General features: G+C 54.6%; 22 protein-coding genes. 8 read left to right on the top strand and 14 right to left on the bottom strand.

Annotated features, from left to right (window positions below):
• Window positions 1-165 precede the first annotated feature (165 nt).
• On the top strand, window positions 166-3,564 hold the full coding sequence (locus AAF463_RS04300; protein ID WP_350261581.1) for an autotransporter outer membrane beta-barrel domain-containing protein: 3,399 nt from the start codon (window positions 166-168) through the stop codon (window positions 3,562-3,564).
• A 126-nt stretch (window positions 3,565-3,690) separates the two neighbouring features.
• Here the strand turns inward: AAF463_RS04300 and AAF463_RS04295 are convergent, their stop codons facing one another.
• Window positions 3,691-5,436, bottom strand: a complete 1,746-nt coding sequence (locus AAF463_RS04295) for a glycosyl hydrolase family 28-related protein (protein WP_110867796.1) — start codon at window positions 5,434-5,436, stop codon at window positions 3,691-3,693.
• A 39-nt stretch (window positions 5,437-5,475) separates the two neighbouring features.
• On the opposite strand from AAF463_RS04295, the gene AAF463_RS04290 reads away from it, so the two are divergent.
• On the top strand, window positions 5,476-5,619 hold the full coding sequence (locus tag AAF463_RS04290) for a hypothetical protein (protein WP_350261580.1): 144 nt from the start codon (window positions 5,476-5,478) through the stop codon (window positions 5,617-5,619).
• 19 nt (window positions 5,620-5,638) lie between these two features.
• On the opposite strand, the gene AAF463_RS04285 is transcribed toward AAF463_RS04290, so the two are convergent.
• The 7 genes from AAF463_RS04285 to proB form a co-directional block, all read right to left on the bottom strand.
• Window positions 5,639-5,932 carry a hypothetical protein gene (locus tag AAF463_RS04285; RefSeq protein WP_101762509.1) on the bottom strand — a complete coding sequence of 98 codons (294 nt, stop codon included), beginning with the start codon at window positions 5,930-5,932 and terminating at the stop codon, window positions 5,639-5,641.
• Window positions 5,929-6,273 (bottom strand): hypothetical protein, encoded by a 345-nt coding sequence (locus AAF463_RS04280; protein ID WP_192236784.1) that lies wholly within the window; start codon window positions 6,271-6,273, stop codon window positions 5,929-5,931. Before AAF463_RS04280 ends, AAF463_RS04285 begins: the two co-directional genes overlap by 4 nt.
• Before the next feature lie 2 nt (window positions 6,274-6,275).
• Window positions 6,276-6,743 carry a glycoside hydrolase family protein gene (locus tag AAF463_RS04275; RefSeq protein ID WP_101762511.1) on the bottom strand — a complete coding sequence of 156 codons (468 nt, stop codon included), beginning with the start codon at window positions 6,741-6,743 and terminating at the stop codon, window positions 6,276-6,278.
• A 183-nt stretch (window positions 6,744-6,926) separates the two neighbouring features.
• Window positions 6,927-7,202: a hypothetical protein gene (locus AAF463_RS04270; protein WP_110867800.1), complete on the bottom strand. Its 276-nt coding sequence runs from the start codon at window positions 7,200-7,202 to the stop codon at window positions 6,927-6,929.
• Between the two features lie 415 nt (window positions 7,203-7,617).
• Complete coding sequence (locus AAF463_RS04265) at window positions 7,618-8,349, bottom strand: S24 family peptidase (RefSeq protein ID WP_101762513.1); 732 nt, start codon at window positions 8,347-8,349, stop codon at window positions 7,618-7,620.
• Window positions 8,350-8,702: 353 nt separating this feature from the next.
• Window positions 8,703-9,956, bottom strand: a complete 1,254-nt coding sequence (gene proA / locus AAF463_RS04260) for a glutamate-5-semialdehyde dehydrogenase (protein WP_101762514.1) — start codon at window positions 9,954-9,956, stop codon at window positions 8,703-8,705.
• Window positions 9,957-9,966: 10 nt separating this feature from the next.
• On the bottom strand, window positions 9,967-11,070 hold the full coding sequence (gene proB / locus AAF463_RS04255; RefSeq protein WP_101762515.1) for a glutamate 5-kinase: 1,104 nt from the start codon (window positions 11,068-11,070) through the stop codon (window positions 9,967-9,969).
• A 245-nt stretch (window positions 11,071-11,315) separates the two neighbouring features.
• On the opposite strand from proB, the gene ompC reads away from it, so the two are divergent.
• On the top strand, window positions 11,316-12,407 hold the full coding sequence (gene ompC, locus AAF463_RS04250; protein ID WP_101762516.1) for a porin OmpC: 1,092 nt from the start codon (window positions 11,316-11,318) through the stop codon (window positions 12,405-12,407).
• An 81-nt stretch (window positions 12,408-12,488) separates the two neighbouring features.
• Here the strand turns inward: ompC and crl are convergent, their stop codons facing one another.
• The 3 genes from crl to gpt all read right to left on the bottom strand — a co-directional run bounded on the left by crl (window position 12,489) and on the right by gpt (window position 14,820).
• Window positions 12,489-12,890: a sigma factor-binding protein Crl gene (gene crl, locus AAF463_RS04245; protein WP_008108946.1), complete on the bottom strand. Its 402-nt coding sequence runs from the start codon at window positions 12,888-12,890 to the stop codon at window positions 12,489-12,491.
• 102 nt (window positions 12,891-12,992) lie between these two features.
• A complete protein-coding gene (gene frsA, locus AAF463_RS04240) occupies window positions 12,993-14,240 on the bottom strand; it encodes an esterase FrsA (protein ID WP_110867802.1) in 1,248 nt (415 codons plus the stop codon).
• Window positions 14,241-14,361: 121 nt separating this feature from the next.
• Window positions 14,362-14,820, bottom strand: coding sequence for a xanthine phosphoribosyltransferase (gpt, locus tag AAF463_RS04235; RefSeq protein ID WP_007887137.1), 459 nt, complete (start codon window positions 14,818-14,820; stop codon window positions 14,362-14,364).
• A 255-nt stretch (window positions 14,821-15,075) separates the two neighbouring features.
• Between gpt and pepD the strand changes: the two genes are divergently transcribed.
• The 4 genes from pepD (at window position 15,076) to AAF463_RS04215 (ending at window position 20,488) form a co-directional block, all read left to right on the top strand.
• Window positions 15,076-16,536 (top strand): beta-Ala-His dipeptidase, encoded by a 1,461-nt coding sequence (pepD, locus tag AAF463_RS04230; RefSeq protein WP_192415435.1) that lies wholly within the window; start codon window positions 15,076-15,078, stop codon window positions 16,534-16,536.
• Between the two features lie 359 nt (window positions 16,537-16,895).
• Window positions 16,896-18,401, top strand: a complete 1,506-nt coding sequence (locus AAF463_RS04225) for a sugar ABC transporter ATP-binding protein (RefSeq protein WP_336767227.1) — start codon at window positions 16,896-16,898, stop codon at window positions 18,399-18,401.
• A complete protein-coding gene (locus AAF463_RS04220) occupies window positions 18,398-19,396 on the top strand; it encodes an ABC transporter permease (RefSeq protein WP_350261579.1) in 999 nt (332 codons plus the stop codon). Before AAF463_RS04225 ends, AAF463_RS04220 begins: the two co-directional genes overlap by 4 nt.
• Window positions 19,397-19,423: 27 nt before the next feature.
• Window positions 19,424-20,488, top strand: coding sequence for a sugar ABC transporter substrate-binding protein (locus AAF463_RS04215; protein WP_350261578.1), 1,065 nt, complete (start codon window positions 19,424-19,426; stop codon window positions 20,486-20,488).
• Window positions 20,489-20,605: 117 nt separating this feature from the next.
• Here AAF463_RS04215 and dinB read toward each other — a convergent pair whose 3' ends face one another.
• On the bottom strand, window positions 20,606-21,661 hold the full coding sequence (dinB, locus tag AAF463_RS04210; RefSeq protein ID WP_217547464.1) for a DNA polymerase IV: 1,056 nt from the start codon (window positions 21,659-21,661) through the stop codon (window positions 20,606-20,608).
• 244 nt (window positions 21,662-21,905) lie between these two features.
• On the opposite strand from dinB, the gene dpaA reads away from it, so the two are divergent.
• A complete protein-coding gene (gene dpaA / locus AAF463_RS04205; RefSeq protein ID WP_101762523.1) occupies window positions 21,906-22,649 on the top strand; it encodes a peptidoglycan meso-diaminopimelic acid protein amidase in 744 nt (247 codons plus the stop codon).
• Here dpaA and AAF463_RS04200 read toward each other — a convergent pair.
• Together AAF463_RS04200 and lpcA are read right to left on the bottom strand one after the other, a co-directional pair.
• Window positions 22,620-23,387 carry a class II glutamine amidotransferase gene (locus tag AAF463_RS04200; RefSeq protein WP_008108933.1) on the bottom strand — a complete coding sequence of 256 codons (768 nt, stop codon included), beginning with the start codon at window positions 23,385-23,387 and terminating at the stop codon, window positions 22,620-22,622. The genes dpaA and AAF463_RS04200 overlap by 30 nt on opposite strands.
• Before the next feature lie 48 nt (window positions 23,388-23,435).
• Window positions 23,436-24,017: a D-sedoheptulose 7-phosphate isomerase gene (gene lpcA, locus AAF463_RS04195; protein WP_064740353.1), complete on the bottom strand. Its 582-nt coding sequence runs from the start codon at window positions 24,015-24,017 to the stop codon at window positions 23,436-23,438.
• Window positions 24,018-24,165 lie beyond the last annotated feature (148 nt).

Genomic DNA, 24,165 nt, shown 5'->3' with positions numbered 1-24,165 from the left:
AAATTCTTTCTGTACTTATCTTATTCAAGACATGTCTTAGCCGGTTTTTTACCGCACCTTTCATATTCTCTCTGCCATCAAGTTATATCCCCATCCCTTAACCATCCCGCGCGCGAATCATCGTGTTATTGCGGCGTGATGTATTTTTACAGGCAGAGAGTCAAAATGAATAAAAATTATCGGGTTATCTGGAACCACAGCCAGGGTAATTATGTTGTCACCTCCGAGCTGGCACGCGGTAAAGTGAAATCATCCCGCTCCAGCACAGCACGTCGCCTCACCGCAGGCTGCGTGGCGACGGCCTTCATGGCGGTTGCCAGCGTCGGAATTATCCAGCCAGCGCTGGCCGCCCCCGCCTACGGTGAATATGCTTCTGGCGCAGGCAATATTATTGATATTCAGGATAAGGACGTAGCCACCAATGATGACAATGCGCACGCCTTATTTATTGAAAAAGGCGCCACCGCGCACAGTAATAATGTGAACTTCACGACCAGCGGTAAAAAAGCGTATGGAGTTTATGTTAATGGTGCCGGATCAAGTATTGATGTCACGGGTGGTACGATTACCACTACAGGTCCACAGGGATATGGTTTAGCGGCTGGCAATGGCGGCAAGTTAATGGCTAGCGATATTACCCTGAATACTTCCGGCGTGGGCGTTTACGCCGATAGATCCAACATTCTGGCCAAGAACCTGAGCGTACAGGCCAACGCCTATGGCGTTTACGGTTTGGGTGCAGGTACCGAGCTTGTCATTGCCGACAGCAATGTAAACGTGAATGGTAATGGAGCCTACGCGCTGCTGGCTGAAAATGGCGGCAACGTTACCAGCACCAACAGTCATTACACCACGTCAGGTAGCAGCGTTTACGGCGCATGGGCAAACAAGGGATCTGAACTCACCATTATCGGTGGCAGCATTACCAATACCGGAAAAGAAAGCATCGGTATTTTCGCCAAAAGCGGTGGCGTAGTAAATGTTGATGGCGTGACCGTTGTGTCTACCAGTCAGGGCATCAATAGCTACAGCTCAGCCGTGGCAAATGTGGCTAACAGTCATGTCACCGTTACGGATAAAGGGGCGTACGGATTACTGGCTGAAAACGGCGGAAAGACGACCAGCATCGATAGCCACTATATTACGACGGGCGACAGTGCCTATGGTGCGTGGGTCAATACCGGTTCGGAACTGAATATTTTTGGTGGCAGCATCACTACAACAGGAAAAAACAGCACCGGCATGTTTGCGAAAAACGGTGGCGTCCTGAATGCTGAAAATATACAGATTGATGCAAGAGGAAATGGAGCCTGGGCGACAAATGAGGGCTCCCGGATAAATGTCAATAACAGTACAATTTCTTCCGGGGCTTATAATGGCGGCTCAATAACTGCCCGTAATAAAGGATTTGCAACCGTTCGTAACAGTAAATTGATTGCCGTTGATAGAGCTTCTGCTGGTTTTTATGCCGATGATTCAGGGCAAGTTGAAGCAGAAAATGTAGATATTGACATCCTGGGTGGTGGATACGGAATACACTTAGATTATAGTGGAAAAACAAATTTAAAAAAATCAAAAATAAACAGTAACAGCGGTGGCACTGCATTTTATGTTGAAAGTGGCTCCGTATTAACGGCTGACAATGTTTTTGCAGAAATGGATAACACTAATAACCCAGAAAAACTAGTTACTGCTATAAACATCTCTAACTCTTATTTAAGCTCCGCTGACCCTACGGCTAACATTAATAATTCATTTTTACATATCAAAGGAAATAACGCCGCTGGAATTGTGACTGAATATACTAAAGGTGAAGTCAACCTCAATAACACAATCTTGACGGTAGATAATGGGCCTGCAATCGTCGCTTATAACCAAGCCTTAACGACGGTGAATCTTGACAACAGCCTGTTGTCCGGTACAACGCTGCTCGAAAGCGGGTTTGCACCGAATGGCGGTGATGCAGGAGGAGACGTGCGCGGCATTGCGGTTAACGCCAGCAATTATTCTCAGCTTCAGGGCGATGCCAATATTGATCGCAGCAAAACGCAGGCCAGCAGCGTCAGCCTGGATTCCGGTTCACGCTGGCAGGGTGCCGCGCATGATTTGCAGGATCTCAGCTTAGCGGGTAGCAGCCAGTGGAACATGACCGGCACTTCCACCGTGGACAACCTGACGGCCAAAGACAGCACCATCATCTTCGATCACGGTGCAGGCGATTTCCACACCTTAACCGTTAAGGGCGACTACCACGCTGACAACGCCAAGCTGGTGATGAACCTTGCGCTGGCGGGTGACGATGCGGCTAGCGATAAATTGCATATCGCCGGCAACGCCAGCGGCACCACCAAAGTTCAGGTGCACAATGCGGGCGGTAAAGGTGCTGCCACACTGGAGGGCGTTGAGTTGATTCGCGTTGAGGGCACGCAAAACGGTGAGTTCCTGCAGGATGGCCGCATTGTCGCAGGCGCGTGGGATTATGCGTTGGTGCAGGATAAAAACGGTAAGTGGCGCCTGGTTAGCGATCCGATTCCCGTTGATCCAACGCCTGTCGATCCCATCAAAGACGAGGGCGGCGATACGGGTACCGTCATTGCACCGGAGGTGCCGCAACCGAAACGTACCCCGCGTGCTCGTCCGGAAGTCGGCAGCTATATTGCTAACCTTGCGGCTGCCAGCAACCTGTTTACCCTGAGCGCAGCCGATCGTCCGGGCGTGACAGAATACCGTGATGCGCTGACCGGCAAAGTGGAAAAAACCACGCTGTGGCTGCGCAACGAAGGCGCGCACGGGGGCTTCAGTGACAGCACCGCGCAGCTGAAAAGCATCACCAACAGCTACATGACGCAGCTGGGTGGCGACATCGCACAATGGAGTTTGAATGGCAGCGACCGTTTCAGCCTCGGCGTGATGGCGGGTTACGGCAACGCCAAAAGCAATACGCTGTCGAAAACCACCGGCTACAGCGCCAAAGGCCAGGTTAACGGCTACAGCGGCGGTATCTATGCCGGCTGGCAGCAGGACAGCCAGACGCGCAGCGGCGCCTTTGTCGACAGCTGGCTGGCCTACAACACCTTCAATAACAGCGTAAAAGGTGAAGGTCTCGGTCAGGAAAGCTACAAGTCGAAGGGGATGACAGCGTCACTGGAAGGCGGCTACAGCTTCGCCTTCGGCGAGCAGCAGCAGTATCGCCTGCAGCCGAAAGCGCAGGCGGTGTGGATGGGCGTAAAAACCGGCGATTATACCGAGCAGAACGGCACCCGCGTCAGCGCCACCGGCAAAAATAACGTGCAAACCCGCACCGGCGTTCGGGCAACCATGCACACCGCCACCGCGCAGCCTTACGCTGAAGTGAACTGGCTGCATAACACGCAGCGCTTCGGCAGCAAACTGGATGGCGTGAAGATTGAGCAGGCGGGTGCGCGCAACATCGGCGAAGTGAAACTGGGTCTGGAAGTGAATCCGAGCCAGCACGTCGGCATCTGGGGCGGTATCGCGCAACAGGTTGGCGGTAAAGGCTTCAGCGATTCCAGCGCCACGCTGGGCGTCAAAGTCAGTTTTTGATAGCGCAATCGGCCTCTTTTAATCAGAGCATCGCTGGAAACAGCGGTGCTTTTTTTATGGCCAGAGCTCTTTCCCCACAAACAAAAAAAGGCGAGGCCAAAGGCCTCGCCAAACAGGTGCTGGACCTCAATCGTAATAAGGAAGTTTACGATCGACACCGTTAATGTTGACCAGCACAAAGCCCGTAGGCGCGGTTTTGTTGGTCGGCGTACCGGCTGCCGTCGCGACCGTCAGCACGCCTTTCTCGTTCGCGCCAATACCGGCCAAACCGTTATGCAGCCCGAAACGCGCCGCCGGTTTGAAACCGCCCAGTTTGGTGGTATCGGTCACGACCGAGAAGTCCTGCTGGAACAGCGAGCAGGAACCGGTATCGAAACGCGTAGGGCCGGTGCATTTCAGGTTCATCATGGTGTCACCGCTGTTAGCGCGCAGTTTTACCCACACCGCCGCATAGGTAGTGCCGACGCGGCTGTAGCGGATATCCAGCACCGCAGGTTGTCCCATGTGATAGGCATCAGCCCACACCGTTTCCAGACGCTGCAGATTGACCCAGGTTTTCCCGGTCGCCGCCACGTTGACCGGTGAGCCGGCAGTGCCCGTTGGCTGAGTGGCATCCGCTTTACCAATAAACTCCATTACCCACTGCTGGTTAGCGTTCGGGAAGAACAGCTGCCCGACGCGATACCAGTTATCGGTATCGGTGTTATTAGTAATTTTGTAGCCGCTGAAGTAGCCCGCGCGCAGCGATCCGGTCATAAAGGTGCCGTAGTTCTCGTCGCGACGGTAGCCATACTCAAAGGTGGATAACCAACGTCCAGCCACCGCATCCAGGCTGAGTTTTGCGCCGGATTGCAGATTGAGCTGACGGATCACCACGCGCGCATTATTGAGATTCAACGGCGTACCGCAATCCTCAATGTTCAGCGTATCCACCGTCCAGCCGCCGTCAGACAGATCGCCCGGATTACGCGTGTGCTCAATCCACACGTTGCGAATAATCCCCTGCGTCACGCGCGGCATGTAGAGCGTGGCGTCGCCATAACCGGTCTGGAAGTTACAGTTACACAGCTCAATCGCCGTGGAGTGATCCCACGCGCCTTTTGGCGAGTTTGACCAGCCGACATCAAACACGCGTCCGTAGGTATACAGGGTGTAAATCTGGTCGAATTTACTGTCGAGGGTATCCAGCACTTTAATCACCGTACCGCCGTTATTCTGCGCGCGGAAACAGTAGATATTGACGGTGGTGCCTTCGATACAGGTGTTTTCGAAGAACGGCTGCACGTTGCTGCACATGTCGGCAGTGATGGTGCTTTTGTTGGTGGTGATATCGGCGGATGCCTGGCCGTTCCACGCAATACCGCGGATTGAGGTACGACGCGCCTTCACCTTGAACACCGTGTTGGCGCTTTTGTCGGAAATGATGGTGGTGCGCGGCAGCGAACCCAGCTCAACATCATCCCCCTGCAAACCGAAGAAGGCGCGCTCGGTACCGCTGATGTCGATGGGGCTAATCAGGAATCGACCGCCTGGAAAACGCACCGGTAATGCGGTGATGTTGCCTGAGTAGCTTTGCGTCCACGCCAGCATACGGTTAAACGCCTCGGTATCGTTGGCGTAACCGTCGCCTTTGGCACCGAAGTGATAAACGTTGATTTCGGTGGGATCGTTAATCACGCGTTTCCAGTAAAAACCGTTACCGATCACCAGCGTACCGCCATCTTCTACCGCCGTGGTGGTGCCGATAAAACCGGTAAAATCACCGCCACCGTGGAAGGTGGAGTCCGCGTTGTAACGACGTAAGAATGCCAAATCGCCGTTTTTGGTCGGTACAGTGGTGCGCAGTTCTGCATAAGAGTTAACTTCGATCATCATAGCCTCCTCGGCTTTTCGGGTAGGTAATGCAAATGCATGAGAGCAACGTTACTGAGCCGGTTGGCCGCAGTGCTGATCCCAAAGATCGTTGTGGTTGTTGATGGCGCGCACGGTGCGAACGTCCATGCGCTCGGCGTCATTGCCGTGGGTGTAAATCGGGGAAAACAGGGTACAGGCTGAGTCGATGACGACGGGAGATTCAGGGCTGGTGGTACTTCGATTGCTGCAACTTGTCACGAGCAGCAGCGTCATCAAGATTAAGGTTGCTGGCTTCCACACGTTTGGCCTCCTCGCGCAGCAGTTGCTGCTGTTGGTTAACCGCTACCGCTTGCGCCGCGGCTTTATCGGCGCGCTCGACGGCGGCCTGGGATGCTTGCTGCACCTTGCCGATTTTCTTGCCACCGAAGTAGCTGGCAACCAGCGCAGCGATGACGCCCGCCAGCGCGGCAACCCAGTGCCAGCTGGCGCCGAATAATGTCATGAGCAATGTCATACTTTTTCCTCCATCGCATTTTTCTGCTGGTTGAGGCCTTTCTGGCGGATGAATTGGGCAATCACGCCCATCGCCACCATAAAGGCGCCAATCAGCCCCAAATAGTTGTGCGGCAGAATCGCTTTCACGTCGGGCGGCATGCTGTTCCAGGCATCAAGCGCAGCGGTGGGAAATGATTGCACCCACGCGCTGAGCATCGAACCGAGCGACGCCAGCCATACCGACCAGGTTTTGAATAACAGCCGCGCATGTTTCACGAACTCCAGCGTGGTGAAGCGCTGCATCACCAACACCACCACAATCACTGCCAGCACCGCGGTGACAAAAATCAGCAGTTTCAGATTCATAGCAGCCCCCGATAGATGTCGTAGGTGCCGCTGCGCATCACTTCGGCATGGCGCCGTGCGCGACCCGACGTTTGTCTTGCCCACAGGCTGTCGAGCATGGCGTTGGCCGCGCTGTTGAAATCGCCCTGCGTAATGGCGGTGAGCATGCCGCGAAACATCGCCAGCCCATCCACCCCCAGCTGATATCCCATGCTGATCAGTACATCGCTGCGCGCCTCATTGCATTTGGCCAGCGCCTGCTGCACTAGCGCACGCTGATGCATCTGCTGCACCTTGCCCTCGACAATGCACTGCTTCCACACATCGCCGACGGGACGCGGCACCTGGAAGATGTAGTTGCTAAGCGATGCCCCTTTGGGGCCGATGCGAATGCCGCCAGCGACCGTGGGGAAACCCAGCGAGTCGAGGTAAGGCGCTTCGCGATAACCCTCTTCGAAATTCAGGATGGCAATAATCTGGCTCATAGAAATTCCTCTTTGACGGGGCGCAACAGCCTGAAAATGGCTGCGCAAAACGGCAAAAAACATAAATCCTGCTGATCGTTTACGACATTGAGCGCGTTTTCATATAAGCGAAACGCTCAAGAATGGTTAAACAGTGAGCAACAATGGAACGTTCCGTTTAAAACTGGGGAAAGTGATGCAGGGTTAACGCACGGCATACAAATAGACGTGGGGCAGACAGCAGTTATCAAAGCTGGGTTGTGCCTGCTGAACACGAACGGGCGCTAGCACGGCGCTGTCAACGCGCGACAGCGTCTGGCGCTGGCAGATGCGTTCAGCAGTGCGCAAGGTGACGTTTTCGTATTCGATGCCGAGTGCGCTGTCGATGCTGCGCTTAAGGCTGAGGGATTGGCGTCGCCGATGGCGGCGCGTGCGTGCATTGCCTGAAAATACTGACTTTCCGTACTGGATAATCGCCATAACTCCTCCTGTTAATGAGTCTTTGGCGATGGGGTGGCAGGCACGGCAATTCGGCTGAGGCCGACGCGTTCGTTATTCCTCTGGAAAATACCCGACGTCAACTTACCCGGCTGCTTTCGCGGCCAGGGTGAAGTAGAGGAGAGTGAAAATCAGAGGGCAACTGACAACGCTGCAAAGTGCGTATCCACCCCATCCCAAAGTTCACTAACTTTGGATGGTATGTATCGCGCTTGTGCAGCGCCTCAATTGTTTAAGAGCGGGCTCATCCGTGAGCAGGTATGTTGTCCATCCATGCTCAAATTATTAACAGGTTCTAATGCATTGGCAAACACCAATGGTTAATTTTTTATTTACCGTCAGTTAAATTAATGATTTCAGCCAAAATATTTTTTTGCCGCAATCTGACGTTTTGTGATCAGCCCAGGATTTGATAATCCCGCGCCTGGCTCATGATCACCCGCGCCACCACTTGCAGCGTCCTGGCTTCTTCCAGCGTGAGGTACCAGGTTTCATAGCGCTTGTTATCGGAGATTACCGCGACCTTTTTGTGCTGAAGTTGCAGGCGTTTGAGATAGAGCTGATCGTCAAGCGTGAACAGGTAAATGCCATCGCCATCGAAGCGATGCACGCTGATATCGACAAACAGCTGATCGCGCGGCGCAAAGGTGCCGGCCATCGAATCGCTGTTCAGCGCGATGAGGCGAATATTTTCCGCCGGGCGGCCATTAAACAGCACCCGCGCCTCTTCCAGCCCATATTCAATGGCTTGAATGGTTTCCACCAGTTCATCGCGCGAGGAGCCGCTGCGCACACCGTGCTGGCCAATATCCAGACTCTCCACGCGAAACAGATGTTTTGGGTTCACCAGACTGCGCTGCGTCAGCAAGGCGGCCGGTTTTTCCATGCCAAATTGCAGCCACTCCACGCGCACGTCGAGTAACTGGCTGAGCGCCAGTAAATTATTATCATCGGGGATCGATTGCCCGTTAAACCATTTCCACACCCCCGGCGTTGAGATCTTGCATCCCCTCTCTTGCAGAGCCAGTGCAACCTGTTTATTCCGTCCATGTCCGACAATTCCCGCGCTTTCGCATGCGGCAATCAGCCTGGCAGTGAATGCTTGTCTCGTACTTTCTTTTTTAACCATCAGTTAATAATCTGCCTTCAGTAAAAGACTGAATGTTATTTTCATTTTTGCTACCAGTTCATTTTATATTACCGGCAGTTTACTACCCAACCGCTTTTATCAATGAAGCTGGACAATCATTATCCCCTTCGGTTAGGGCGAAACCAGTGTTCAGTGCCATATCGCTTGTTCTGACAGGGGTTTTCAGGATTGTTCTGTAGCAATAAGACCAGCATCTAAAGGAAAAAATGGGTGAAAAGCCGCGAGCCCGCCATAGATGACAGAAATAAATCAAAAAGCTCTTGGAATAACTGGATCGAAAACGAAAAAAATGGGCACCGTTTTCGGTGCCCATTGTCATGCAGGAGCGAACATTAGCGACGTAGCGTATCGTCGCCCCACCCTATCCATTTGTAGGTGGTCAGCGCTTCAAGTCCCATTGGACCACGCGCATGCAGCTTCTGCGTACTGACCGCCACTTCGGCACCGAGGCCAAACTGGCCGCCGTCAGTGAAGCGTGTGCTGGCATTAACGTATACCGCCGATGAGTCAACCTGGTTGACGAAGCGATTGGCATTGCCAATGCTGCGCGTCAGAATGCCATCAGAGTGCTGCGTGCCGTGCTCACGGATATGCGCGATGGCTTCATCAATATCCGACACTAGCTTGACGTTCAGATCGTTGGACAACCATTCGTCATCATAATTTTCCGCTTGCACCGCCACCACCTCGGCAGCACCGTTTTGCAGCAGCGCCAGCACATTTTCGTCGGCGTGCAGCGCAATCTTCTCTTGCGCCATACGTTGCAGGAATGCCGGAATGAATGTGTCCGCCTGATCGCGATGGATCAGCAGCGTTTCCAGCGAGTTGCAGGCGCTTGGCCGCTGCTTCTTGGCATTGACGATCACCTCCAGCGCGGCCTCGGTCTCCATGGTTTCATCGAGATAGAGATGGCACACGCCGATGCCGCCGGTAATCACCGGAATGGTGGAGTTTTCACGGCACAGCTTGTGCAAACCTGCTCCGCCGCGCGGGATCAGCATATCGACGTAGCGATCGAGCTTCAGCAGCTGATTCACCAGTTCACGATCCGGGTTTTCAATCGCCTGCACCGCGCCTGCTGGTAAACCGTGCTGGGTCAGCGCATTTTGGATCACGCGCACGGTGGCGGCGTTGGTGCGATAAGTCTCTTTGCCGCCACGAAGAATCGCCGCGTTGCCGGTTTTCAGGCACAGCGATGCCACATCAACAGTGACATTAGGACGCGCTTCATAAATCACGCCAACCACACCCAGCGGCACGCGACGGCGTTCAATGCGCAGGCCGCTATCAAGCTGGCCGCCATCCATCAATTGCCCCACCGGATCGGCCAGGCGACACACCTGACGCACATCATCGGCAATGCCTTTCAGACGCTGCGGGTTGAGTGTCAGGCGATCGAGCAGCGCTTCGCTCATGCCATTTTGGCGTGCATCCGCCAAATCCTGCTCGTTCGCCGCCAGGATGTCCGCGCTTTCCGCTTCCAGACGATCGGCGATGGTGAGCAGCACCTGATTTTTTTGTTCGGTGGAGAGTTCTGCCAGTTTGTACGACGCAGCGCGCGCCGCTTTACCCATCTCTTCTAACATTATCTGCTCCTTAACTGACGATCATATCGTCGCGGTGCACCGCTACCGGGCCATATTCGTAACCGAGGATCTCGCCGATTTCCTGGCTGTGATGACCGGCAATCATGCGCATGGCATCGCTGTTATAGCGCGTGACGCCGTGGGCGATATCGCGCCCTTGCAGGTTGCGAATGCGGATCACTTCACCGCGCGAGAAGTTGCCCTGCACGTCACGGATGCCTTTTGGCAGCAGCGAACTGCCGCGCTCCAGCATCGCGGCCAGCGCACCATCATCGATGGTGATTTCGCCCGCCGGCGGTGCGCCGAAGATCCAGCGCTTGCGGTTTTCCAGTGGCGACTGCTGCGCGTGGAAACGCGTACCGACCGGTTTGCCATACAGCACATCACTGATCACATCCGGACGACTGCCGGCGGCGATGATCACATCGATCCCTGCGCGACAAGCGACGTCCGCCGCCTGCAGCTTGGTCGCCATGCCGCCGGTTCCCAGGCCCGACACGCTGCCGCCCGCGAGGGTGCGTAATGCATCATCGATCTGGTGCACGTCGCTGATCAGCTCCGCTTCCGGATTGGTACGCGGATCGGCGGTGAACAACCCTTGCTGATCGGTCAGCAGCAGCAGTTTATCCGCGCCGCCCAGCATCGCCGCCAGCGCCGACAGATTGTCGTTGTCGCCCACTTTAATTTCAGCGGTGGCCACCGCATCGTTCTCGTTAATCACCGGCACGATGTGGTTGTCGAGCAGCGCGCGCAGCATGTCACGCGCATAAAGGAAACGTTCACGGTCTTCCATATCAGCGCGCGTCAGCAGCATTTGCCCGATGTGAATGCCATAAATCGAAAACAGTTGTTCCCACAGCTGGATCAAACGGCTCTGCCCCACCGCAGCCAACAGCTGCTTTGAGGCGATGGTAGGCGGCAGTTCGGGGTAACCAAGGTGTTCGCGTCCGGCGGCAATGGCGCCAGAGGTAACGATAACAATGCGATGGCCCGCGGCGTGCAACTGCGCACACTGACGAACCAACTCCACCATGTGCGCCCGATTCAACCGACGTGAACCGCCGGTGAGGACGCTAGTACCCAACTTGACCACAAGGGTCTGACTGCCACTCATGTTTTTCCTGCCATGTAAGAAAAAAATCTGCGAAGGGACGTTTTATCAGGAGTGAGCAAGGAAGCCAACAACAGCAAGGGGAAAAGCACAAAAATCCCCTGACAATGCGGTAGACCAAAAGTTCGCGATTAACAAGAAAGCCGAAAAACTGTCATAAAACGTTCATCACCAACCGGTAAAAAGTCGGTGTTTTACAAAACCTTTCACGGGTACAACAAATTTTACTCATTGGGATTGATAGCAAAATGAAGAAGAGCACACTGGCATTAGTTGTATCAGCGCTGGCACTGGCTTCCACCGCAAACGCCGCAGAAGTGTATAACAAAGACGGTAATAAACTGGACTTCTACGGCCGTGTTAAAGCTGAACACTACTTCAGCGATAACGCGTCAAGCGACGGCGACAAATCTTACGTGCGTATCGGTTTCAAAGGCCAGACGCAGATTAATGACCTGATGACCGGTTACGGTCAGTGGGAATATCAGTACAACGCGAATAATTCTGAAGGTTCTGATGCCAACGCAGGCAACAAAACCCGTCTGGGCTTTGCTGGTCTGAAATTCGGCCAATACGGTTCATTCGACTACGGTCGTAACTACGGCGTGTTGTATGACGTCGAGGCCTGGACTGACGTATTCCCAGAGTTCGGCGGTGACGGTACCGCGCGTACCGATAACTTCATGACTGCGCGTGCAACTGGCGTAGCCACTTACCGTAACAGCAACTTCTTTGGTCTGGTTGATGGCCTGCGCTTCGCGCTGCAATATCAGGGCAAAAACGACGCCACCAGCGCTAACGCCCGTGGCAGCATTACCGATACTTCTCGTCAGAACGGCGACGGTTACGGTGCGTCACTGGGTTACACCATTGCTGACACCGGTATCAGCCTGATGTCGGCCATCACCTCTTCTGACCGTACTAACCAGCAGCAGCTGCAGGCGCTGGGTAGTGGTGATAAAGCGGAATCATGGGGCGCCGGTATCAAGTACGATGCGAACAGCATCTACCTGGCTTCTATCTACACCGAAACCCGCAACATGACGCCAATCGGCACCCGCGGTTTTGCTAACAAAGCGCAGAACTTCGAAGTGGTAGCGCAGTATCAGTTCGACTTCGGCCTGCGTCCGTCCCTCGGCTATATCCAGACCAAAGGCAAAGACATCGAAGGGATCGGTGACGAGGATCTGGTTAAATACATCGACGTGGGCATGACTTACTACTTCAACAAAAACATGTCGACCTTTGTGGATTACAAAATCAACCAGCTGGATGACAACAACAAGCTGAACCTGAACAACGATGACGTTGTGGCCGTTGGCTTAACTTACCAATTCTGATTGAGCTGTACCCTCGTTGTGTCTATAAAAAAAGAGCCGGCTCATCACCGGCTCTTTCCTTTTTAAACCCTTAAAAGTCTATCAGGCGCTCAGTTTCACTGGCTCTTCTTTAAAGCCTTCCGCCGGGCGCAGATCGAGTTTCTGTTCCAGCAGCATCGCTTTCAGACGCTCATGGAAATTACGCAGCGTGCTTTCCACTTTGGCATTGTTCTCTTTGCCTTTGATGGTCGCAGCGCCCCAATCACCCGCTTTATCAAACAGGCCAAAATGATATTCGTATGTGAAGTGATCTTCATAGGCTTCCAGCGTCATCCACCAGCCCCAAAACTCACGCAGCTCAGGTGCAGGCTTGACGTTGACACACGCTGCCAGGCAATCGAAGAAGAAGCGTGTCTCTTCACATTTGCCTTCACGGATATACGGCCCCAATTCGGTGAAGCGCTTAAGCAGGCGACTACGGGGGTGACCACTCGGTAATGTCATCTCTTTTCCCTTAACCCTTTAAATTGCACTTCCAGCTTTCCATTAACATAAAAATGGAAAATCCCGGATATAAGTAGTAGCAGAGTTCAGAGATTTCGCCAGTTAGCCTTTCAACTGTTTTTCCAGCCAGTCACAAATTTGATTGAGCGCTTTGTCAAAACTGGCAAAAACCGGCTTGGCGGGAATCGCCAGCGTCTTGCCCTGCGACGAGGAGTTGGCGATCAACTGCGCGTCTGTTTCCGGACCGAAAATATCATCCGGCCAATAAGCCGCCAGCATCGGCGTTGGCGTGCGGCGGCCGAGTAAGCCTTGCACCTTCAACGAGTAGCGGTTGAGTTCAGTACGCAGATTGCTGTCGGAGGTTGAGGACATACCGAGACGGCTCGCCAGCATATCCATGTACATATCCGGCAGCTGTTGCTGCTGTTGCGCATCCACAAACACGCTGTGCACCATGGCTCCCAGCGTCGCTACCGCGCGTACTCGCGGCACTTCCAGATAGGCCAGACGTGTCGCCACGTTGGCACCGAAGCGGTAGCCCAGCAGCGCCACGCGTGTATGATCGATCCACGGCACATTGCTCAGTTCACGCAGCACCTGCTGATGCACCTGGCTGGTGTCCTGATTCAGCATCCATTTGCTGCTAAATCCTACCGATGGCATATCCAGCGTCAGCATGGCGATGCCACGCGGCGCGAGATAGTCGTGGAACAGGCGATAGTGATCGCTCTGCAGCGAATCAAGGCCGCCGCACAGCAGCACGGTGGGATACGGCGCTTCGGCTTGCGCGGGCATATGCAGGAACCCCGTCACCGGACTGCCGCCGCTCATCGGAAAAGTCAGGGATTTTAGTTCGCCCGGCAGACGCTGCGTGGCCTCTTCGTAGGCGCGATTGGCCAGCACCTGCGCCTGATCGGCCAGCTCGTCGCCTTTGATGTAAGGGTAAGCCGCGAGGCTGAACAGATTGGCGGCGTGCAGCCAATGCTGACCGGCATCGTCATGGTTTTCGCTCTCTAACGCGCGCTGCTGCCAGATCGCCGCCTGCTTCGACCACTCATAATTCCAGTTGCCGCCGCGATAGCCAATCACGGTATCGAGCAAGGCTTCATTGGTGCGTTCGAACTCGCTCACCGCGATACGCGCCAGCACTTCGCTGATCTCCTGCGGCGACAGACCGCGCCACGTCCACAGCAGCTTGTTCAGCATGCGATACCAGCCGCGCTGCGTATCCCCTTCGAGGGCGTTATGCACCTGCACGGCGGCATGATGCTGGCGATGCACTAATGAGGAGGTTTCCGGGTGTTTAAAACGCGGTTTGAACAGTTCTTCGCTCAGGTTTTTATCAGACATCTCAGCTATTCTCCTGCCAACAACGTGGCGATGGCTAAGAGTGTACTGCACCCGCCATACGCGCGCGAGGCGCAGAAAGCACAACGCCCGGCATAACCGGGCGTTGTTTGCGATGCATCAATTAGCTTTTGACGATTGGCGGGATGTAGACCACGCCCATGTCCCAGGGCTGCTCGATCCAGGTGTTCTGCGGGATATCGACAATATAGTCGTCCACCAGCGCACGACCAGCTGGCTTAGCGAAGATGGTGCAGAAACGCGCTTTAGGATACATGTCGCGGATCGCCTGCGCGGTGCCGCCGGTATCCACCAGGTCATCAATCACGATGAAGCCTTCACCGTCGCCTTCGGCACGCTTCAGCACTTTCATTTCGCGCTGATGATCGTGATCGTAGCTGGAGATGCACACGGTATCGACGTAGCGAATACCGAGTTCACGCGCCAGCAGCGATGCCGGAACCAGACCACCACGGCTCACCGCGATGATACCTTTCCACTGTTCCACAGGAAGCAGGCGCTGGGCCAGTTTACGGGCATGGATTTGCAACATGTCCCAGGTTACGACGTATTTTTCGCTCATATAAAGGAATCCCGGCCAAGAAACTTGGCTTAAAAAATATGCAAGGGGGAAAAGGTTGCGCGAGATTATAAGGATCTGACGCCTTAAAAACCAGCATCTGTCTTACTGGTTGCAGGTTTTTAGCGCGGCTGATTACGCACCCGGCGAGAAACAGTGATATTCTCAGGCCCATCACGTCAGATGTTCTGACGACGATTTTTACTGGAAACCCGCGTGCGTGCGGTATGTCCGCCACGCTGACACAGGAGATGCATGGTGTCTGAATTGTCGCAACTTTCACCCCAACCGCTGTGGGATATTTTTGCCAAAATCTGTTCCATTCCGCACCCTTCTTACCACGAAGAAGCACTGGCCGAACACGTTGTCGGCTGGGCAAAAGAGCAAGGTTTGTGGGTTGAGCGCGATCAGGTTGGCAACATCCTGATTCGTAAACCCGCTACCGCCGGTATGGAAAAACGCACGCCGGTGGCGCTGCAGGCGCACCTCGATATGGTGCCGCAGAAGAACAATGACACGGTGCACGACTTCACCAAAGATCCGATTCAGCCGTATGTTGATGGCGAATGGGTGAAAGCGCGCGGCACCACGCTGGGCGCGGATAACGGCATTGGTATGGCGTCTGCGCTGGCGGTGCTGGCTGACAACAGCCTGATCCACGGTCCGCTGGAAGTGCTGCTGACCATGACCGAAGAGTCCGGTATGGACGGCGCCTTTGGTTTACAGCCGAACTGGCTGCAGGCCGACATTCTGATCAACACCGACTCGGAAGAGGAAGGTGAGATCTACATGGGTTGCGCCGGTGGTATCGACTTCATCACCACCCTGCCGCTGACGCGTGAAGCGATTCCTGCGGGCTATGAAACCCTGAAGCTCACGCTGAAAGGCCTGAAAGGCGGTCACTCTGGTGCCGACATTCATCATGGTCTCGGCAACGCCAACAAACTGCTGGCACGCTTTCTGGCGCTGCACGCGCGTGAACTCGATGTTCGTCTGATCGAATTCACCGGCGGTACGCTGCGTAACGCCATCCCGCGTGAAGCTTTTGCTACGCTGGCGATCGACAGTCATAAGGTTGATGCACTGAAATCTGCTGCGGCACATTTCCAGGCGACGCTGTTGAACGAGTTGGGCATTAAAGAGAAGAACATCGCCGTGGTCACCGAAGCGCTGGCGCATCAAGGCCAGGCGCTGAACGCTGACAGCCGCGATCGCTTCCTTAATCTGCTGAACGCTACACCAAACGGCGTGATCCGTAACTCTGACGTGGCGAAAGGCGTGGTGGAAACCTCGCTGAACGTCGGCGTGGTGACCATGGATCAGGACAATGCCGAAATCATCTGCCTGATTCGTTCACTGATCGATACCGGTAAAGATTGGGTAGTTGAAGTGCTGACCTCGCTGGCCGATCTGGCCGGGGCGAAAAGCGCACCTAAAGGCGGCTATCCGGGCTGGCAGCCTGATGCCGATTCACCGGTGATGGCGCTAACGCGCAAAACCTATGAAGCGCTGTTTGGCAAAACGCCGAACATTCAGGTGATTCACGCCGGTCTGGAGTGTGGTTTGTTCAAGAAGCCGTATCCAAACATGGATATGGTGTCGATTGGCCCAACCATAACCGGCCCGCATTCGCCGGATGAGCAGGTTCACATCGAAAGCGTGGGCTTGTACTGGAAACTGCTGACCGCGCTGCTCAGCGTGGTGCCAGAAAAAGCGTAAGATTGCGCTTTCGCGATGAACCCGGCTTCGGTCGGGTTTTTTTATGCCTGCGAAGGATTGCGCAATAAATTGCGCCGCTACAAAAGTGACGTGTGAAAGGTGTGGAAATAAAACGCTGTAAATACCGTAGCGGCGCAATTTATTGCGCAAATCTACAAACAGCACATCCCGCTGAATAAATACGATTACACCTCTCGGTTAACCCAAATCTTTCCATCAAACCAGATTTAGCCGCCATAACGTCCAGATGTCCGGATGGCTAATAAGATTTCGTGCTAGCTTATGCCCTTTCGTTCGTTGCCGAGAGTGATGGTTCAGGAAAAAATGCCCCCAACTCAACTAATTAAAGGCCCGGTTCAATGAGTGCGATCAACCGCCTGGAGATGCGTAATATCTCCATTGCCTTTGGCGGTTTCGCCGCGCTCGCGCAGGTGGATTTTCTGACTGAAGGCGGCTCGGTGCATGCGTTGACGGGCGCTAACGGCGCCGGAAAATCTACGCTGATGGCGGTGCTGGCTGGCGCACACGATCATTACAGCGGTGAGATTCTGCTGGATGATGTGCCGGTCACTATTCGCTCACCGCGCGATGCCAAAAAGCTCGGCATTCATCTGGTGCAGCAGGAAGTGGATGTGGCGCTGGTGCCACAGCTCAGCGTGGCCGAAAACATTCTGCTCGATCGTTTAGCCGAACCGGGTCACGTCTACAGCTGGCGTGAGATTCGCCGCCAGGCGCGTACGTTACTGGCGCAGCTGGAAGTGAACATCGACGTCAACCGTTTGGTGGAGCGCTGCTCGCTGGCAGAGAAGCAGCAAATCCTGCTGGCGCGCGCCCTGTCCCATCACTGCCGCTTTCTGATCCTGGATGAACCCACCGCCCCGCTCGATCAGCATGAGAGCGAGCGCCTGTTTACCGTGGTGCGCCGCTTGCAGTCCAGCGGCATTGGCGTGGTGTTTATCTCGCACCGCATTCACGAACTGAAAGCAATTTGCGACCGCTTAACGGTGCTGCGCGATGGTCGTCTGATTGAAAGCAGCCCGATGGCGGCGCTGAGTGGCGAGCAGATCGTGGAAAAAATGCTGGGACATCGGCTGGATGATGTTTTTCCGCCGCGTCGCGCCCGTGCGACTCTGCCGCTGCTGCTGTCGGTGGAAGGCTTACACGACGATCGGCTACTGCAGGATATTTCGCTGCGTCTGCACAAAGGGGAGATTCTGGGCATTGCTGGTCTGGCGGGTGCCGGTAAAACCGAGCTGTGTAAAGCGCTGTTTGGTGCCAGCAAAAGCCGCGTGACAAAGGGCGAACTGCACGGCAAACCGTGGCGACCGCGTTCACCACATGATTCAGTAGAAAACCGCATGGCGCTGGTGCCGGAAGAGCGCCGCAAAGAGGGCATTTTCATCGATGAACCGGTGAGCATGAATCTGAGCATCAGCGCCGATAACAGCTTCTCGCGCTGGAGCCTGTTTGGTCATCGCCAGGCGTGGCGTTGGGCGGAAGCGGTGATTCAGCGCCTGAATGTGCGCACCACCGGACCGGGGCAAATCCTGCGTCGTTTGTCGGGCGGCAACCAGCAGAAAGTGGCGATTGGCAAGTGGCTACGCAACAACGCCGATGTGCTGATTTTTGATGAGCCGACGAAAGGCGTCGATATCAAAGCCAAAACCGATCTGTTCACGCTGATCGATGGCTTAGCGCGTGAGGGCAAAGGCATCATTTATGCCTCGGGCGAGTTTTCTGAATTGGTCGGTCTGTGCGACCGCATTTGTGTGCTTTGGGATGGGCGCATTGTGGCAGAGATGGAGGGCAACACCGCCACAGAAGAGGCACTTTTGCTTTATTCCACCGGAGGAACACCTGCGTGAGCAGCAAAGAACTATCCCTAAACTCGCAGCCTTCTCTGCGCCATCACCTATTTGATTTCCTTTATAGGTGGGGCATGTTGCTGACCGTGGTGATTTTGATTGCCGCATTTGGTCTCGCTTCGGACAGCTTCCTCGAACCGACCAACATCATTAACATCCTGCGCTCGATTGCCATCGTCACGGTGATTGCGATTGGCGTGTCGATTTCGCTGACCATTGGCGGCTTTGACCTGTCGGTGGGATCCACCGCCTCGCTGGCCAATGCGCTGGTGATTTCGCTGTTCGTCTGGCACGGCTTTGGCACCACCGGAGCCATCATTATTACGCTGCTGCTGTGTACGCTGGTTGGCTTGTTCAACAGCTTCCTGATTGTGGTGCTACGTATTCCCGACATGCTCGCCACCCTCGCCACGCTGTTTGTGATTCAGGGCGTGGCGATGACCTACAGCTTTGGCGGTTCCATTACCGAGAATATGGTGCTGCCGAGCGGCGACATGGCCGAAGGCACCATTCCTGCCGCCTTTGGCCTGCTCGGCCAGGTGCCGACCATCGTGATTATCATGCTGGTGGTCACCATTGTGGCGCAGCTGGCGCTGTCGCTGACCAAGCATGGCCGTCGTATGTACGCGCTGGGCGGCAATCCTGAAGCGGCGCGTCTCTCCGGCATTCGTACCACGCGCTATCGCGTGCTGGCGTATGTGCTGGCCTCACTGCTGGCTGGCTTGGGCGGCATTTTGCTGGCATCACGCATCGGCTCTTCGCAGGTGAATGCCGGCGGCGGTTATCTGATGGATGCCGTTGCCGCGGCGTGGATCGGCTTCTCGCTGGCCGGTTCGGGCAAACCGAATGCGCTGGGTACCTTGGTGGGCGCCATCATTCTTGGTGTGTTGCAGAACGGGCTGGTGATGTTGTCGGTGCCCTATTACGCGATGGACATTATTAAAGGTCTGGTACTGGCGCTGGCGCTGGCGATGACTTACATCCAGCGCCGTTAAGGCGCGTTTAATCAGAAAGAGATCATAATGAAAAAAATTACCCTTTCGCTGCTGGCGGTTAGCCTGCTCAACGCCAGCGCCGCCTTCGCCGATGCCGCAGTGCCTGAGGTTATCGCTAACCATGAAGGCCCGGTACGCATCGCCATCATCCGCAACCTGGGTTCGGACGATAACACCACGCAGTTTGTCGCCGGTGCGATTCAGCAAGGCCGCCAGCTGGGCTTTAAGGTCAGCACTTTCCTCAGCAATGGCGACGATGCGCGCTTCCAGGATTTCGTTAACCAGGCGATTAGCCAGAAATATGACGGCATTATCCTGTCGCACGGTAAAGATCCCTACTCCACGGCGCTGGTGCAGCGTATTGCCGCAGCGGGCATCAAGCTGTCGGTGTTTGATACGCCGGTTAATACGCCGGTAGAGGGCGTCACCGTGACGGCGCAGAATGATGCTTCGCTGGCGCAGGAATCACTCGGCAGCTTAATCAAAGACTTCAACGGTAAAGCGAATATCGTCAAGCTGTGGGTGGCCGGTTTCCCGGCGATGGATCGTCGTCAGGTGGTGTATGAGAAGCTGCTGAAAGAGAATCCGGACATTCATCAGCTGGAGTCGATTGGCGCGGTTTCTTCCGACGTACAGGGCGATACCGCCAACAAGATTGGCGCGATTCTGGCGAAATACCCGAAAGGCAAGATCGATGCGATCTGGGGTTCGTGGGATGCCTTCAGCCAGGGCGCGTATAAAGCCCTGCAGGAGAATGGTCGTAGCGAGATCAAACTGTATAGCATCGACGTATCCAATCAGGATCTGCAGTTGATGCATGAAAAGAACAGTCCTTGGGTACAAACCGTAGCGGTGGATCCAAAAACCATTGGCGCGGTGAATATGCGTTTGGTGGCGAACAAGATTGCAGGCGAAACCACACCGGCGACTTACGAGTTTAAAGCGTCATCGATTTCTCAGCAGCAGTTGAATAGCCAGCAAGGCGCGGTCAACGTGGCGTCGCTGAATAAGATCATTCCAGGCTGGGGCGAAAATAACGATTTCATCGCGCCATGGTTTGCAACGCTGGAAGCGAAGTACGGTAAGAAGTAGTTTTCCCTCACCCTAACCCTCTCCCACATGTGGGAGAAAGAACCGATTAGCGCGGTTTGTTTTACTCCTTCTCCCGCTGGCGGGAGAAGGCCGGGATGAGGGGCAGCGCGCACAATCTCACAACCCCAACACCAACTGCCGCTCCAACTGCGGATCCACCATCGTGACATGCAATCCCACCAGCCGCACGCCGCGCCCTGCTCTGCGTTCATCCCACGCCTGACGCGCCACCGCGATCATGTCGTCTTTATTCAGCACCGTCCAAACGTGCTCCTGCGTGGTTTGCTGGAAATCATTGAACTTCAGTTTCACGCCTTGTCGGGCGATCTGCCTATCCGGCTTGATGGCGGTTAAGCGGCGATCCAACTCCGCATAGAGAAAATCAATAATCTCCAGACACTGCTCCCAGCTGTGAATATCTTCCATCAGGGTACGTTCAACGCCGAGCGATTTGCGTTCGCGCTCAACCACCACATTGCGCTCATCCACGCCGTTGCTGCGTTCCCACAAGATGCGGCCAAACTTGCCAAAGCGTTTAAGCAGCAGCGCCAAATCGGCGCGCTGCACATCCGCGCAGGTGCGCAAGCCCATCTCTTCCAGCTTTTTAGTCGCCACTTTACCCACGCCAGGAATTTTACTGAGCGGCAGCGTCAGTAGAAAATCGGACATCGCGTCCGGCGTAATCACATATTGCCCGTTGGGTTTGTTGAGATCGGAAGCGATCTTGGCGAGAAACTTGATCGGCGCGATGCCGGCGGAAGCGGTCAACCCGGTTTCACGCAGGATATCGGCGCGAATCGCCTGCGCCATTAATGTCGCCGAGCCATGGCAATGCAGGCTGTCGGTCACATCCAGATAGGCTTCATCCAGCGACAGCGGTTCAATCAGCGAGGTGTAACGTGAGAAGATGTCGCGGATCTGGCGGGAGGCTTCTTTATAGGCATCAAAGCGGCCAGGCAGCAGCCGCAGATGCGGGCAGAGTTTCAGCGCCATGCCGGTCGGCATCGCGCTGCGCACGCCATATTTACGTGCCGGATAGTTCGCGGTGCTGATCACGCCACGTTGCACGCGGCTGCCGCCAATGGCGATAGGAATATCACGTAAAGAGGGATCGTCGCGCATCTCAACCGCTGCATAAAAGCAGTCCATATCGACATGAATAATTTTGCGCATACGCCCTCCCATATACTGGATAAGTATACAGCAGCGAAAAATATCGGCAATATTTGTTGAGAGCGAGATTAAAGTTTACAAATTAGTGGTCGTATTCCTTTTAGGAACGCGCCATTTTCTCGGACACTGGCTTGATTAAAAGCCAGACAATGTTAATGTTGCGCTGCGATAGCGGATATTTCCGATAATGCAATACCCGGACGCACAGCGTCATCGTCTCTCTCCACATCAAGGTATCTACAGAATGGGCAGAATCGCATTAACGCTTGCGATGATTCTTATGCCGCTCCTTAGCTGGGCAATGAACCCCGAGCCTACGCAACCGCTGGCTCCGGTGAGCAAAGAGTTAAAGAAACAACTAATTGGAACCCCCGTTTTTATTCAGATTTTCAAGGAAGAGCGTACGCTGGAACTGTACGGCAAAATCGGGAATGAATATCGTCTGCTGGACAGCTATCGCATCTGTAATTTCTCTGGCGGTTTAGGACCTAAACGTCGTCAGGGCGATTTCAAAAGTCCGGAAGGCTTTTATAACGTTAAGCTGAACCAGTTAAAACCGGATAGCCGTTTTTATCGCGCTATTAATACCGGTTTTCCCAATCAGTACGATCGCGCTAAAGGCTATAACGGTAACTATTTAATGATTCACGGAGATTGCGTGTCAGTGGGCTGCTACGCAATGACGGATGCATCGATGGATGAGATCTTCGCCTACACCAACGCCGCGCTACGTAATGGTCAGCAGGAGATTCAGGTCAATATCTATCCGTTCCGCATGACAGACAGCAATATGCAGCGTCATAAATACTCGACGTACATTAACTTCTGGCGTGAACTGCAGCCGGGCTATGCGTACTTCGCTAAGTACCGTGTGCCGCCTACCGTGAACGTGACGGCCACCGGCCAATATGCGGTGAACAGCACGCCGGTGATCGCTACACCGGATGCTGCCTCGAAATCATTCCTGGCGCTCACCCAGGCAAAATAATGCCCACTCGCCTGGCACTATCCGGTGCCAGGTTTCATTGCCCGTCAGCGGTTGCGTAGCAATCACCGTCACCACATCTTGCGGCGTCGTCTGCTGCTGAAAATCAATTTCCACATCCTGATCGAGCAACGTCGCTTTGCCAAACGGCGCCCGGCGCGTAATCCAGTAGAGATTAGTCGAACAGAACGCCATCAGATAGCGCCCATCCGATAACAGCATGTTGAACACGCCCTTCTCACGCATTTCTGCTGCCAGCTCGGCAATGTAGCGGAACACCGCTGGCCAGTTGCCCGGCGTGCGTGGATAACGCTCGGTCAGTTTGTGCAGCATCCAGCAAAATGCTTTCTCGCTGTCGGTTTCACCAATCGGACGAAATGGCCCGGTATCCAGCTGACGATAACCTTTGAGCTGACCATTGTGTGCGTAGGTCCAGTTGCGGCCCCACAGCTCACGCGTGAACGGATGGGTATTTTCCAGCGACACTTCACCGCGATTCGCCTGGCGGATATGCGCCACCACCGAATGCGATTTGATCGGGTATTCCTGCACCAAACGGGCTATCGGCGAGTTAAAGCTCGGCTGCGGATCTTTGAAGGTGCGGCACCCTTTTCCTTCGTAGAACGTGATGCCCCAACCATCTTTGTGCGGCCCGGTTCCACCGCCACGCTGCACCAGACCGGTAAAACTGAAACAGATGTCCGTGGGGACATTGGCGCTCATCCCGAGCAATTCGCACATAGCAACCGCCTTAAGTTAGATCCTCTCGCGCGCGGCGAGAGGAACGCATCATGACTTAACCATCTCTTTTTCAATCAACAGCATCAGAATATGGATCACTTTGATGTGGATCTCCTGAATGCGGTCGGCATAGCCAAAGTGCGGCACACGAATTTCGATATCCGCGGAACCTGCCATCTTGCCGCCATCTTTGCCGGTCAGAGTAATCACTTTCATGCCTTTCGCGCGCGCAGCTTCCACGGCTTTGATGATGTTGGCAGAGTTACCGGACGTAGAAAGACCCAGCAGCACATCGCCTTCACGGCCTACCGCTTCGATATAGCGTGAGAACACATAGTCATAACCAAAATCGTTACTGACGCACGACAGGTGGCTGACATCAGAAATGGCAATCGCCGGGTAGCCAGGACGGTTTTCACGGTAGCGTCCAGTCAGCTCTTCAGCAAAATGCATCGCATCGCAGTGCGAGCCGCCGTTACCGCAGGAGAGCACCTTGCCGCCCGCTTTAAAGCTATCGGCCAGCAGAACTGCGGCGCGCTGAATGGCGTGAATGTTGGCTTCGTCACTCAGGAACGTGTTGAGCGTATCGGCTGCTTCATTGAGTTCTGAGCGAATAATGTCCTGATACATAGAGATGTCCTTTAGAGGAAAGATTGACCCGGCAAGTTTAACGGAATGGGGCTAAGCCGCAAAGCGCCTGCCTTAAGGAAAAGCGCGGCGTCTCGAGGAAGTTTGGCAGTTGTTGCGTATCGTGCAACGAATTTGTGAGATGTGTTGT

The sequence above is a fragment of the Pantoea sp. BJ2 genome, from assembly GCF_040255075.1.
Lineage (GTDB): Bacteria > Pseudomonadota > Gammaproteobacteria > Enterobacterales > Enterobacteriaceae > Pantoea > Pantoea leporis.
The sequence above is the reverse complement of the archived record's forward strand: the minus strand, read 5'-3'. Positions and strand labels throughout refer to the sequence as shown.

Coding starts and splice junctions, on each gene's coding strand:
- dinB (WP_217547464.1), bottom strand. CDS start 21,661: ATGCGCAAAATTATTCATGTCGATATGGACTGCTTTTATGCAGCGGTT.
- frsA (WP_110867802.1), bottom strand. CDS start 14,240: ATGTCTGATAAAAACCTGAGCGAAGAACTGTTCAAACCGCGTTTTAAA.
- AAF463_RS04270 (WP_110867800.1), bottom strand. CDS start 7,202: ATGGCGATTATCCAGTACGGAAAGTCAGTATTTTCAGGCAATGCACGC.
- AAF463_RS04265 (WP_101762513.1), bottom strand. CDS start 8,349: ATGGTTAAAAAAGAAAGTACGAGACAAGCATTCACTGCCAGGCTGATT.
- AAF463_RS04275 (WP_101762511.1), bottom strand. CDS start 6,743: ATGAGCCAGATTATTGCCATCCTGAATTTCGAAGAGGGTTATCGCGAA.
- proA (WP_101762514.1), bottom strand. CDS start 9,956: ATGTTAGAAGAGATGGGTAAAGCGGCGCGCGCTGCGTCGTACAAACTG.
- AAF463_RS04200 (WP_008108933.1), bottom strand. CDS start 23,387: ATGTGCGAATTGCTCGGGATGAGCGCCAATGTCCCCACGGACATCTGT.
- dpaA (WP_101762523.1), top strand. CDS start 21,906: ATGGGCAGAATCGCATTAACGCTTGCGATGATTCTTATGCCGCTCCTT.
- crl (WP_008108946.1), bottom strand. CDS start 12,890: ATGACATTACCGAGTGGTCACCCCCGTAGTCGCCTGCTTAAGCGCTTC.
- AAF463_RS04295 (WP_110867796.1), bottom strand. CDS start 5,436: ATGATCGAAGTTAACTCTTATGCAGAACTGCGCACCACTGTACCGACC.
- AAF463_RS04290 (WP_350261580.1), top strand. CDS start 5,476: ATGAGAGCAACGTTACTGAGCCGGTTGGCCGCAGTGCTGATCCCAAAG.
- gpt (WP_007887137.1), bottom strand. CDS start 14,820: ATGAGCGAAAAATACGTCGTAACCTGGGACATGTTGCAAATCCATGCC.
- lpcA (WP_064740353.1), bottom strand. CDS start 24,017: ATGTATCAGGACATTATTCGCTCAGAACTCAATGAAGCAGCCGATACG.
- proB (WP_101762515.1), bottom strand. CDS start 11,070: ATGAGTGGCAGTCAGACCCTTGTGGTCAAGTTGGGTACTAGCGTCCTC.
- AAF463_RS04285 (WP_101762509.1), bottom strand. CDS start 5,932: ATGACATTGCTCATGACATTATTCGGCGCCAGCTGGCACTGGGTTGCC.
- AAF463_RS04225 (WP_336767227.1), top strand. CDS start 16,896: ATGAGTGCGATCAACCGCCTGGAGATGCGTAATATCTCCATTGCCTTT.
- ompC (WP_101762516.1), top strand. CDS start 11,316: ATGAAGAAGAGCACACTGGCATTAGTTGTATCAGCGCTGGCACTGGCT.
- AAF463_RS04215 (WP_350261578.1), top strand. CDS start 19,424: ATGAAAAAAATTACCCTTTCGCTGCTGGCGGTTAGCCTGCTCAACGCC.
- AAF463_RS04300 (WP_350261581.1), top strand. CDS start 166: ATGAATAAAAATTATCGGGTTATCTGGAACCACAGCCAGGGTAATTAT.